12 protein-coding genes are annotated in these 11,799 nt (G+C 49.1%); 8 read left to right on the forward strand and 4 right to left on the reverse strand.

From position 1 onward, the window contains the following. Positions 1–328 precede the first annotated feature (328 nt). Positions 329–739, forward strand: coding sequence for a cupin domain-containing protein (locus NG833_RS12410; protein WP_375293907.1), 411 nt, complete (start codon positions 329–331; stop codon positions 737–739). Positions 740–853: 114 nt separating this feature from the next. On the opposite strand, the gene NG833_RS12415 is transcribed toward NG833_RS12410, so the two are convergent. Continuing rightward, positions 854–1,027, reverse strand: coding sequence for a hypothetical protein (locus NG833_RS12415; RefSeq protein WP_254565602.1), 174 nt, complete (start codon positions 1,025–1,027; stop codon positions 854–856). A 22-nt stretch (positions 1,028–1,049) separates the two neighbouring features. Here NG833_RS12415 and NG833_RS12420 point away from each other — a divergent pair, with 22 nt between their 5' ends. From NG833_RS12420 to NG833_RS12450, 7 genes are all read left to right on the forward strand, one after another. Beyond that, the gene (locus NG833_RS12420; RefSeq protein ID WP_254565603.1) at positions 1,050–1,391 is read left to right on the forward strand and encodes an iron-sulfur cluster assembly accessory protein; all 342 of its coding nucleotides are present in this window, start codon (positions 1,050–1,052) and stop codon (positions 1,389–1,391) included. A 172-nt stretch (positions 1,392–1,563) separates the two neighbouring features. Next, positions 1,564–1,938, forward strand: a complete 375-nt coding sequence (gene rpsL / locus NG833_RS12425) for a 30S ribosomal protein S12 (RefSeq protein WP_015150333.1) — start codon at positions 1,564–1,566, stop codon at positions 1,936–1,938. Positions 1,939–2,510: 572 nt separating this feature from the next. After that, positions 2,511–2,981, forward strand: a complete 471-nt coding sequence (rpsG, locus tag NG833_RS12430) for a 30S ribosomal protein S7 (RefSeq protein ID WP_015150334.1) — start codon at positions 2,511–2,513, stop codon at positions 2,979–2,981. Between the two features lie 547 nt (positions 2,982–3,528). Continuing rightward, a complete protein-coding gene (fusA, locus tag NG833_RS12435) occupies positions 3,529–5,604 on the forward strand; it encodes an elongation factor G (RefSeq protein WP_254565604.1) in 2,076 nt (691 codons plus the stop codon). A 103-nt stretch (positions 5,605–5,707) separates the two neighbouring features. Beyond that, a complete protein-coding gene (tuf, locus tag NG833_RS12440; protein ID WP_254565605.1) occupies positions 5,708–6,958 on the forward strand; it encodes an elongation factor Tu in 1,251 nt (416 codons plus the stop codon). 331 nt (positions 6,959–7,289) lie between these two features. Beyond that, positions 7,290–7,607: a 30S ribosomal protein S10 gene (rpsJ, locus tag NG833_RS12445; protein WP_015150337.1), complete on the forward strand. Its 318-nt coding sequence runs from the start codon at positions 7,290–7,292 to the stop codon at positions 7,605–7,607. A 473-nt stretch (positions 7,608–8,080) separates the two neighbouring features. Further along, positions 8,081–8,725, forward strand: a complete 645-nt coding sequence (locus tag NG833_RS12450) for an LON peptidase substrate-binding domain-containing protein (protein ID WP_254565606.1) — start codon at positions 8,081–8,083, stop codon at positions 8,723–8,725. Positions 8,726–8,945: 220 nt separating this feature from the next. Here NG833_RS12450 and NG833_RS12455 read toward each other — a convergent pair whose 3' ends face one another. From NG833_RS12455 to pheA, 3 genes are all read right to left on the reverse strand, one after another. After that, complete coding sequence (locus tag NG833_RS12455; protein ID WP_254565607.1) at positions 8,946–10,334, reverse strand: hypothetical protein; 1,389 nt, start codon at positions 10,332–10,334, stop codon at positions 8,946–8,948. 61 nt (positions 10,335–10,395) lie between these two features. Further along, on the reverse strand, positions 10,396–10,518 hold the full coding sequence (locus NG833_RS30395) for a hypothetical protein (RefSeq protein ID WP_256555940.1): 123 nt from the start codon (positions 10,516–10,518) through the stop codon (positions 10,396–10,398). Positions 10,519–10,747: 229 nt separating this feature from the next. Continuing rightward, positions 10,748–11,596, reverse strand: a complete 849-nt coding sequence (gene pheA, locus NG833_RS12460) for a prephenate dehydratase (RefSeq protein ID WP_254565608.1) — start codon at positions 11,594–11,596, stop codon at positions 10,748–10,750. Positions 11,597–11,799 lie beyond the last annotated feature (203 nt).

Below are 11,799 nucleotides of genomic sequence, written 5' to 3' on the forward strand. Positions count from 1 at the left end.
TCCCTGGAGTTAGAAATAAAGATTTGATATAGATTACCCCTATCTATCTCCCGGACGACTGACAAGGCTTTGCTGGCTTGTTATGGTGGGATAAAGAGGGTTGGAAGGCCCTGGCTTCGGTAACGGGCTTAAATTCTTTATTTTAATTTGGCTTTCTCGGGGAAATATATCTTTAAGAAGCAGACTTAAACTCATCCTTAGCCCTACTCAGGTCAGAAAATTTCTCAAGCATCGACTCGATGACCCCAAATTCACCTTCTGGGCGATCGCCTGGATAGACTGGATGCGGTTTCCCCGCTCTCAACAAACGATTATGGAGACTGGAACAATGGCTAACGCTCAAGAAATTCTTCATCCGGGGGCAACTGCTCCCTCCTCATCTTCTACGATGGTGGCAGCCACGGAACTGCGCCCTTGGGGTTCGTTCACGGTTTTAGAAGATGCCAATGGATATAAAATCAAGCGGATTGAAGTCAAACCGGGTCACCGCCTCAGCTTGCAAATGCACCACCATCGCAGCGAACATTGGATCGTGGTTTGTGGAACGGCCCGGGTCGTTTGCGGAGACCAAGAATTGATGCTCACCAGCAATCAGTCTACCTATGTCCCGCAATGCACGAATCATCGTCTGGAAAATCCTGGGGTGATTCCTTTGATTTTGATTGAGGTTCAAAATGGGGAATATTTGGGTGAAGATGATATCGTCCGATTCCAAGATGACTACGCCCGGGCTAAGTAATCCTCACCGGGATGGTCAGGGACTCCTTCCTGTCAGGACTTACGCAATTTTTAAATTCTAAATAAATGTAGAGGCGATTCGGGAATCGCCTCTACATTTATTTAGGGCGGATTTTCAAAATCTGTGTAAGTCCTGTTGTTGGGATGGGGTGGGAATGGGGTTAAAATTGCTTATAAATGAGATGCGATCGTCTTTTCCCTTCGTAAAAGGCGATTTTTTGGGGAAATTAGCAGGCGATCGCCGTAGCATTTGAGTCGCGATCGCGGTAAAATTGCGATCGCCGATCACGACACCCTATGTCCACCCATTCATGATTCAGCTGAGTAAAGCAGCCGTCACCGAAATTAAACGCATCCAGTCCAAACAGTCCAACCCAAATGTCTGGTTTCGTCTCGGGGTTGAAACGGGGGGTTGTGCTGGGTGGTATTATACGATGGCGTTTGACGAACAGTGCAACCCCGATGATCTCATCTGTGAGTGCGATGGCGTTCAAGTGACGGTCGATAGCCGCTTCCTCGACTATCTCAACGGCCTAACTTTAGATTACTCGCAGGATTTGATGGGAGGAGGGTTCCGCTTCCATAACCCCAAGGCTGCAAAGACTTGTGGCTGTGGTAATTCCTTCTCGATTGTTGAGTCCCCCACCCCCTAGGGACCCGCTGAGGTCAGCCCTTCAATCTGGAGATGGCCCTCAATGGGGATTTTTATCTCCTGCCATTTTCTATTGTTTTTCTGACCTAAAAATTGACAGGGGATACTAGGGTAAGATATAATTGTAGATTGTTGTCAACTTGATCCTTGAAAACCTGAATACCCCATAACTCATGCCCACAATACAACAACTTATTCGTACCGAACGGCAGAAGATCGAAAAGAAAACCAAATCGCCTGCACTCAAGAGTTGTCCGCAGCGTCGGGGCGTTTGTACGAGAGTTTATACCACCACACCGAAAAAACCGAACTCAGCCCTTAGAAAAGTAGCCCGGGTTCGCCTGACCTCTGGATTTGAAGTCACCGCCTACATTCCAGGCATTGGTCATAACCTACAAGAACACTCCGTCGTGATGATCCGAGGCGGCAGGGTCAAGGATTTACCCGGAGTTCGTTACCACATCATCCGTGGGACCTTAGATACTGCCGGAGTCAAAGACCGCCGTCAAGGGCGTTCTAAATATGGGGCCAAGCGTCCTAAGGCCTAAATAGATATTAAATGAGGCGCGAAGCCTGAATCGGAACAGTCAAGGGTTGCGGTGTTCAGTGGAAGGGCGATCGCTGATGTGGGGTATCCAAGGGATTGAATCCAAGGATGAACAAGCTTCCCACGGGATGGAGAGAGTCCGCACCTTAAGTTGATCGACAAAAAAGATGTACAATCTGATGGCGCTCATCTGGCCAAACGATGGCCTGAAAAACCCCATCGAGTCAATCGATTGTGTCAGGATGAGCGATCCCGATTAAAGTTTTAGGCAGTTCTCATCGGACTCGGTAGGAAAACTTGAGGGAGCAATCGCCTTGGACGGCTATAAAAATGCGATCGCCTGAGCGGATCAAGCATCGGCCAGACCATCAAGCCCGTCCAACCCATCGCGAACCGTCACTTCACCAAGGACTAAGCGGACCTCCGAATACTCCAAAGAAAGAAAACCGTCTTCCTTCCCACCACCGTGGGAGGATTCAAGCTGAATCGCCTCAGCAACGAATCACAGCTAGTCACGGCTAGTTACAGTTAGTTACAGTTAGTTACAGTCGTTAGTTTGGGTGAAAAGTTAGTATGTCTCGTCGCACTGGTAGTCAAAAACGTTCTGTTACTCCCGATCCAGTTTATAACAGCCGCTTGGTTGGTATGATGGTGCGGCGTGTAATGAAGAGTGGCAAAAAGTCAGTCGCCTTCAACATTGTTTACAACGCCATGAAAACCATCGAAGAAAGAACCGGCGCAGATGCCCTGGAAGTCTTTGAAAAGGCGGTTAAAAATGTGACTCCCCTGGTGGAAGTCAAAGGCCGACGGGTTGGCGGGGCCACCTATCAAGTCCCGATGGAAGTTCGGTCCGATCGCGGTACAGCGTTAGCATTGCGCTGGATCATTCACTTTTCCAGAACCCGCGCGGGTCGCACGATGGCCATGAAATTGGCTAACGAATTAATGGATGCCGCCAACGAAACCGGCAATGCAATCCGGAAACGGGAAGAAACCCACCGGATGGCAGAGGCCAATAAAGCGTTCGCCCACTATCGTTACTAAAATCGGAATCAGACCCATTGCGGAAAAAAAAGGTGTTCTATGTAAACAAATTTTGCAAAAAATATTAAAATGTAACAGGACCGGGGAAAATCCACAGGAGTATGCCCGATTTGGGTTAACTTCAAAGACGGTGGATTCCTTCTGTCATGTCGAATTGAGCCTTTTTCTAGCCCCCTAGAGAACTGGCCAAGCAGAAGTCAAACTCCTTAAAAAAATAACAGCGAGTGACTTCGCAACCCGAGGAGAATTTTAGGTGTTGTCTTCTCGGGAAGGTAAGTCGGTTAAATGACGTTAGCCTGTTTAAGCAAACGGTGGGTCAAAAAACCCGATTCAACCCTAGACTGACTTAACTTTGATGGCGACATTCCAAGCGCGATCGGCAAGGGTCTAGGAAATAGAAGCAATCAGCGTCTAGACAGTAAAACCACCAAGCGTCTGGTGAAGTAGAATCGAGGATTGTACCGGCGACTTGGAAAAGCACGAACACCCAAGTGCGTTTAACGCATCATTCAAAGATAATTGCGGCAACACAAACAAGGAGGTAGCTGTGGCACGTACTGTCCCGCTTGAGAAAGTGCGAAACATAGGAATCGCCGCCCACATCGATGCGGGCAAGACCACAACGACGGAGCGGATTCTGTTTTATTCCGGTGTGGTTCACAAAATCGGTGAGGTGCATGATGGCAACACCGTGACAGACTGGATGGAGCAAGAGCGAGAGCGGGGCATTACCATCACGGCTGCTGCCATCACCACCAGTTGGAAAGACAACCAGATCAACATTATTGACACCCCCGGTCACGTAGACTTCACCATTGAAGTGGAGCGCTCCATGCGTGTACTCGACGGCGTGATTGCCGTCTTCTGCTCCGTGGGTGGAGTTCAGCCGCAATCCGAAACCGTGTGGCGTCAAGCCGATCGCTATAAAGTGCCGCGCATCGCGTTTATTAACAAGATGGACCGCACTGGGGCGAACTTTTACCGAGTTTACGAGCAGATTCGCGATCGGATGCGGACTAACGCCGTGGCGATCCAACTCCCGATCGGCAACGAAGACCAATTCTCCGGAATTATTGACTTGGTGCGGATGAAGGCTCGGATCTACACCAATGATATCGGCACCGATATTCAAGAGGGCGAGATTCCTGAAGACATGATCGAACTCGCTCAAAGCTATCGGACCAAGCTGATTGAAGCCGTGGCCGATACCAGTGATGCCTTAACCGAAAAATACCTCGAAGGTGAAGAATTTACCGAGCAAGAAATTGTCACGGCTTTACGGAAGGGAACCATTACGGGTCAGATTGTCCCGACGATGTGCGGTTCAGCATTCAAAAACAAAGGGGTTCAGCTCTTGTTAGATGCTGTGGTAGATTATCTACCGGCTCCCATTGACGTGCCACCGATTCAAGGAACTCTGCCGAATGGCGAAGAAATCTTCCGGAGTGCCGATGATGATGCCCCCCTCTCGTCATTAGCTTTCAAAATCATGGCTGACCCCTACGGGCGTCTGACCTTTATTCGGGTCTATTCCGGCGTTCTGGAAAAAGGCAGTTACGTTCTTAACTCCACCAAGGACAAGAAAGAACGGATTTCCCGCTTGATTGTCATGAAAGCCGACGAGCGGATTGAAGTGGATGAACTGCGAGCTGGGGACCTGGGTGCCGCTGTCGGTCTGAAAGACACCTTCACCGGCGATACCATCTGCGCCCCAGATAGTCCGGTGATTCTGGAATCTCTGTACATTCCTGAACCCGTGATCTCTGTGGCAGTCGAACCCAAGACCAAGCAAGACATGGAGAAGCTGTCGAAAGCACTGCAATCCTTGTCCCAAGAAGACCCCACATTCCGGGTCAGCATCGATGCTGAAACCAATCAAACCGTGATTGCCGGGATGGGTGAACTCCACCTCGAAATTCTGGTGGATCGGATGTTGCGAGAGTTTAAAGTAGAAGCCAACGTGGGTGCACCCCAAGTAGCCTACCGAGAAACCATTCGCAAAGCCGTCAAAGCCGAAGGCAAATTTATTCGCCAGAGTGGTGGTAAAGGTCAGTACGGCCACGTTGTCATCCAACTTGAACCGGGCGATCCGGGCACGGGTTTTGAATTTGTCTCGAAAATTGTCGGTGGAACCGTACCCAAAGAGTACATTTCCCCTGCAGAACAAGGGATGAAAGAAGCCTGCGAATCTGGGATTTTAGCAGGCTACCCCATGATTGACATCAAGGCCACGTTGGTAGATGGTTCCTACCACGATGTTGACTCCTCGGAAATGGCCTTTAAAATTGCTGGCTCTATGGCAATTAAAGAAGGGGTGATGAAAGCGTCACCCGTTCTGTTAGAGCCTATGATGAAGGTTGAGGTAGAAGTTCCCGAGAATTTCCTCGGGGACGTAATGGGCGACCTCAATTCCCGCCGGGGCCAAATTGAAGGAATGGGCTCTGAGCAGGGAATTGCCAAGGTGACTGCTAAAGTTCCATTAGCAGCAATGTTTGGCTATGCCACCGATATCCGGTCTAAAACCCAAGGCCGAGGTATCTTTACGATGGAGTTTAGCCACTATGAAGAGGTGCCTCGCAACGTGGCTGAACCCATCATCGCCAAGAGTAAAGGGAACGCATAATAGTAGTTCATTGTTGACGGTTCATTGTTCATTGCTTTTTCCCAATGAACAATGAACAATGAACAATGGCCAATGAACGATTGAGAAAGGAACTAGAGAATACATGGCACGCGCAAAGTTTGAACGGACTAAACCCCACGTTAACATCGGTACGATCGGTCACGTTGACCACGGTAAAACGACCCTGACCGCAGCAATTACCTTGACCCTTGCTGCTCTGGGTCAAGCCAAAGCCAGAAAGTACGATGACATCGATGCTGCTCCCGAAGAAAAACAACGGGGGATCACGATTAACACCGCTCACGTGGAATACGAAACCACCGATCGTCACTATGCCCACGTTGACTGCCCGGGTCACGCTGACTATGTGAAAAACATGATCACCGGAGCTGCCCAAATGGATGGCGCTATCCTGGTTGTATCTGCAGCTGATGGCCCCATGCCTCAGACCCGGGAACACATTCTGTTGGCAAAACAGGTGGGGGTTCCGAATATCGTCGTGTTCTTGAACAAACAAGACCAAGTTGATGACGAAGAACTCCTGGAACTCGTGGAACTTGAAGTGCGTGAGCTCCTCACTTCCTACGATTTCCCCGGTGATGATATTCCGATTGTCTCCGGTTCGGGTCTGTTGGCCCTGGAAGCTTTGACCAAAACCCCTGCTATCAAGAAGGGTGAGAATGAGTGGGTTGATAAAATCTACGCCTTGATGGATGAAGTGGATGCTTACATTCCGACTCCGGAACGGGCGATCGATAAGCCTTTCTTAATGGCTGTAGAAGACGTCTTCTCGATTACGGGTCGTGGAACTGTTGCCACGGGTCGGATCGAACGCGGTAAAGTCAAAGTTGGCGAAACTGTGGAATTGGTTGGAATCAAAAACACTCGCAGCACCACGGTGACTGGGGTGGAAATGTTCCAAAAAATCCTCGAAGAAGGTCTGGCTGGAGATAACGTCGGGGTACTGCTCCGGGGGATCCAAAAGGCAGATATCGAGCGCGGGATGGTGATTGCTAAACCCGGTTCGATTACTCCTCACACTCAGTTCGAGTCTGAAGTGTATATTCTCAAGAAGGAAGAAGGGGGCCGTCATACGCCGTTCTTTTCCGGCTATCGTCCTCAGTTCTATGTTCGGACGACTGACGTGACCGGAACCATTAAAGCCTTCACCTCTGATGAAGGGGACGAAGTGGAAATGGTGATGCCTGGAGACCGGATCAAGATGACGGTTGAGTTGATCAACCCGATCGCCATTGAACAAGGGATGCGCTTCGCCATCCGTGAAGGCGGACGGACCGTCGGCGCGGGTGTGGTCTCTAAAATCCTCGACCAACCAGCAGCAGCCAAGAAGTAAACCGGCTGAGGACGCGATCGCCTGAAACGGCAGGAGCGTTCTGATTGACGGTAGAGCAGAAAAGTCATCCCACCTTAAGGAGCTTTTCTGCTCTGCTTGTGTCTGTCACTTGTCATTTGTCGTTGGTCCCTAGTCATTGGTCCTTAGTCATTGGTCCTTAGTCATTGGTCCTTAGTCATTAGTCATTGGTCATTAGTCATTGGTCCTTAGTCAAAGGACAAACAACAAATGACAAACAACAAATGACAAACAACAAATGACAAATGACAAATGACAAATGACAAACGACAAATGACCCATTTATTAACCGAACCTAGACAACTAAAAATCAATGGCTACCTTACAACAGCAAAAAATTCGGATTCGTCTAAAAGCCTTCGATCGCAGATTGCTCGATACTTCCTGCGAAAAAATCGTAGATACCGCGAATCGGACCAACGCCACCGCCGTCGGACCTATTCCTTTACCGACGAACCGACGGATTTACTGTTTACTCCGTTCTCCCCACGTGGATAAAGATTCCCGGGAGCATTTTGAAACCCGAACCCACCGCCGGATTATCGATATCTATCAACCGTCTTCTAAGACGATTGATGCGCTCATGAAACTCGATTTGCCTGCTGGTGTGGATATTGAAGTCAAACTCTAAAGGTCTTCCTGCGCCGATCGCACCGTCTGCATAAATCCAGCGCCTCGCTTCTGGCAATGCAACGGACTGTTTTATCTATCCTTTAAAAAAGGAGAACTCAGAATTCTCCTTTTTTAAGCATTCAATCCGAGACTGAACCTAAAAGCGATCGCCCCTAAATTTATTAAAAATAATAACTACCCCAGGACTTACGCAGAGAATCCACCCTAAATGTAGTGGCGATTCGCGAATCGCCACTACATTTAGGGTCTAATTTTAAAAATTGGGTAAGTCCTGTACGCTTAAAAAACTCCCCTTGAAAACTCGCTTTCTTTAACATAACTCTTCAAAAACGTCAAGTTTTTAAGTCAACCAATTATCAAAAAATCCAGACTTGTCCGTGAGCCAGGACGGGTGAGTTCCTTGTACCGCAATGTTCAGGTTAAATGTATCAGTTAAGATAAAAGCGAAGTTACTTTTTGGACCGAGGCATAATGCAATCCTCCTCCTCGATCGCCGTTCGAGAACTCCCCCTATTTCCCTTGCCTGAAGTCGTACTCTTTCCAGGCCGCCCCCTACCCCTGCACATTTTCGAGTTTCGCTACCGAATTATGATGAACACCATTCTGGAGAGCGATCGCAGATTTGGGGTACTCATGTGGGATCCCGTCAAAGGTCAACCCAGCTCCATCGGGTGCTGTGCCGAAATTCTCCAATATGTCCGACTCCCCGATGACCGCATGAAAATGCTCACCCTCGGCCAACAGAGATTTCGAGTCCTAGAATACGTCCGAGAAAAACCCTATCTCGTCGGTTTAGTCGAATGGCTCGAAGATCAACCCCCCGAGCAAGACCTCCGACCCCTCGCCAGTGAAGTCGATCGCCTCTTACGAGATGTCGTCCGTCTCTCCGGCAAACTCATGGATCAAACCATCGAACTCCCCGACGACATCCCCGATCTCCCCGTGGAACTCTCCTATTGGGTCGCCAGTAACCTCTATGGCGTCGCTGCCGAACAGCAATCCCTTCTCGAAATGCTAGATACCGGAGCCCGACTAGAACGAGAATCGGAAATTCTCACCTCCACCCGATCTCATCTCGCCGCACGCACCGTCCTCAAAGACACCCTTAATGAGTGACAAGAGCCTTTAGATATTGGATTTTAGATCAGCGATCGCCTCTAATACGGAATCCGGTTGTCAAAGGTCTGCAAAAACCCGCAGGCTGTTCGCGTAGCGTTCCGTAAGGAAAGCCTGGAGGCTCACAGAACAAAGCGGTGCCTGCGCGGGCTAAAAGCGAAAACCGACTTTTACCAACCGGATTTGGTATAAAATCCAACATCTCCCTCTTTCTAACTTTCTAAAATCTCAACCGTCCCACACCCCCATACCAATGGCGAAGGGCCAGCCAAACCACCGACAGCAAACCGGCAACACTCAACGTTAAACCCGTATAGCTGCCAATTAATCCCCAGATTGGCAGAACCGCACCGGCGATCGTACAAATCAGGGCCGCCAACGAAACCCGCTTTTGATTTCCCAACCCCCATACCAACACCAACAGGATGGGAGAAAGCAACAGCCAAGCGAGAGTCACATCCATCACCCGACTAAAATAAGTCAAACTCAACAGTCCGGCAAAAAATAAACCCCCCGCCAGAGAGACATCAATCAGACGCATCGGGACCGATAGATAAAGCAGAACAATCCACCACAAAAATACCCCCGGTGCCAACAACAGCAACCGAGGCAGCACCCCCGTCTTGCGGACCGTCTCCGTTGCCGTAAATACCCCAAAAGGATTGCGAACCGAAACATTATCTTCAAACACCCAACTAAAACGGGTCCCCGAACGTTCTTGATTCGTCGCGGTTGGAATAATCCCACTGGCAAAATCAGCCTTGGGAAAATTTGCCAATGCCGTGAGACGAAAATTAGACAAAGATTCACCTTGGGAATTGTAAACCCACCGAGGTCCTCCTTGCGCCTTGTAAGTCACCCGAAAGCGAGTTTCTTCCCCGGGTTGTAACGCAAACGGAAAACCATAATCTCCCGGATTAATCTGGAGCATTCGCTCCCCATCCCGCTCCACTTTAAAGTTTTGCAGCAAAGAATAACCATAAGGGGGAGGAATTTCAAAGAAAAAAGTCCGAGATTCTCTCAGGGAGTTAATCACTTCGTATTCTGCTTCAAACTCAGCCAGATAAATGGCATTGTTATTGCTAACATCCGTCGATTGGTTGAGGGTAACCACAATGGACGAACCGGACAGGGCCAAAAACCGATTAACTTCTCGGGTATCCTCAATTTCAACTAACTGCCCATTAATCCAATTGCTGTATTTATAGGGTTCTTCAATCACATAGCGAATCCGAGGGGAAGGTTGTTCCAGTCGTTCCCCAGAAACGCTGGCAGCTATGTCTTGAACCCGGGCTTGTTCCCAATGATGGTAGCGATTGGCTAACGTCGAAGATAGAAAGAATCCGCCGCTTAAAAAGGCCAGAATTAAAATAAAATGGGGTAACTTTTGGAGTAAGACCAAATAACCACCCACCCAATCTTCTAGGAGAGGGAAGGGGGGTTCTGGTTGTCGGTAAGTCCATTTGAGGGCGGCGATCGCCAATCCGAACACCACTAAAAAAATTCCTAAACTGAGCGATAAACTCAGAATGCGATCGCCAAACTGCATCAATTCATCAGGATGAGTCAGATCCGGTAATGCCGGAATGCCTTGAGATGTTGGATACATAAATTCAGGTAAAGCTGAAATCCCCCAGCTTCTCAAAGGGGTAAAGTAAGGTAGAATACGTTCATCGAGCTATCCCCATCGCCACATCTGGGGGTGTCAAACTCTGAACTGGATTTGTTGCAGCCATAGACAGCAGCAGAAGGGTTACATCCCTGATGGCGATCGCCTCTGAATCAAATGACATAACTTTGTCATGCGATCGCCATAAAACTGTTACATCTGCTGACTATTCTTTTTATAGAGAACAATTACGTTCACTTCTCACACCACCCAGGAACCTCGCTCAAAAGCTCCGAGCGGGGTCTTTTTTTTTGATGACCCTCGGCGTTTTTCAGTTGGGTGAATCGCCTTCGAGTCGGGATTCGAGATAGATGCTTCATATCCTAACCTCACCGACGGGAATCGAACATCCCCTAATCCGACTTAATTGCCACAAAATCGTAACTCCCGAAAATTTTTAGCGTCTCCGTGTGGGAGCGTAATTCCTGAAACGCTGATTCCATCGAAGATTTTCGAGAATCGCATTCTAAATCCAGAAAAAACAAATATTCTCCGAGCGATCGCTTCGTGGGGCGAGATTCTATCCGACTTAAATTAATCCCCCGACTGGCAAAGACTTGAAGCGGTTGAGAAAGGGCCCCGGGAAGATTCGCCGGGACGCTAAACCCCAAGGAGGTATAAGCCCCCCCGGGAGAGGGTTGTAAACTCACCACCCAAAACCGAGTGCAGTTATCCGGGCGATCGTTAATGGGAAAAGCGATGATGGGGAGATCGTAAAGTTCAGCAGCGCGTTGAGACGAAATTGCAGCAGCGAAGCGATCGCCTTCTAACTGTTGCACCGCCTCGGTGGTAGAATTTGTGGGAATTAATTGCACCCAAGGGAGAAACTGTTCCAACCATCCCTGACATTGAGCTAACGCTTGGGGATGAGAATAAACCGTTTTGATTGCTGACAACTCGGGGACGGGTGAAATCAGGGCATGGGAAATCGGCAACAGCAGGGCCCGTTGAATTTGCAGACTATCTAACTGCCAGAGGGCATCCAGGGTCATCGGCACACTGCCTTCCAGGGAATTTTCCACAGGCACCACCGCTCGTTGAGCCTGCGATCGGGCAACAGCGCGTAAGGTTTGGGAGATACTGGGATAGGGACACAACAGACATTCCTCCCCGGTATCTTGCTGCAACTGGTCCACATAAGCGATCGCTGCCGCTTCGGAATAGGTGCCTGGAGGCCCTAAATAGGCAATGGATACAGTCATCGCAGGTTTCCTCAGTTAACTCGGTTCTTCTTGAAAAATAGCAAAAGGGCGAACACCAGAACACTCTAAAAAGTTGATTCTACTTAGGGAACTCCAAAAAATAAAATCTCCAAAACGTTCGTTCGTATGACGGATCAACGGAGTAGCCCCCTCAATGTAGGGGCGCAATGCTTGCGCCCTCCGGAGGGCGCAAGCATTGCGCC

The organism is Oscillatoria sp. HE19RPO (assembly GCF_024220515.1).
Taxonomy (GTDB): domain Bacteria; phylum Cyanobacteriota; class Cyanobacteriia; order Cyanobacteriales; family Laspinemataceae; genus Laspinema.

Excerpts from the sequence above, each read along its gene's own strand:
- rpsJ (WP_015150337.1), top strand. The coding sequence starts at position 7,290 with ATGGCTACCTTACAACAGCAAAAAATTCGGATTCGTCTAAAAGCCTTC.
- NG833_RS12420 (WP_254565603.1), top strand. The coding sequence starts at position 1,050 with ATGATTCAGCTGAGTAAAGCAGCCGTCACCGAAATTAAACGCATCCAG.
- NG833_RS12455 (WP_254565607.1), bottom strand. The coding sequence starts at position 10,334 with ATGTATCCAACATCTCAAGGCATTCCGGCATTACCGGATCTGACTCAT.
- rpsL (WP_015150333.1), top strand. The coding sequence starts at position 1,564 with ATGCCCACAATACAACAACTTATTCGTACCGAACGGCAGAAGATCGAA.
- NG833_RS12410 (WP_375293907.1), top strand. The coding sequence starts at position 329 with ATGGCTAACGCTCAAGAAATTCTTCATCCGGGGGCAACTGCTCCCTCC.
- rpsG (WP_015150334.1), top strand. The coding sequence starts at position 2,511 with ATGTCTCGTCGCACTGGTAGTCAAAAACGTTCTGTTACTCCCGATCCA.
- tuf (WP_254565605.1), top strand. The coding sequence starts at position 5,708 with ATGGCACGCGCAAAGTTTGAACGGACTAAACCCCACGTTAACATCGGT.
- pheA (WP_254565608.1), bottom strand. The coding sequence starts at position 11,596 with ATGACTGTATCCATTGCCTATTTAGGGCCTCCAGGCACCTATTCCGAA.
- NG833_RS12450 (WP_254565606.1), top strand. The coding sequence starts at position 8,081 with ATGCAATCCTCCTCCTCGATCGCCGTTCGAGAACTCCCCCTATTTCCC.
- NG833_RS30395 (WP_256555940.1), bottom strand. The coding sequence starts at position 10,518 with ATGTCATTTGATTCAGAGGCGATCGCCATCAGGGATGTAACCCTTCTG.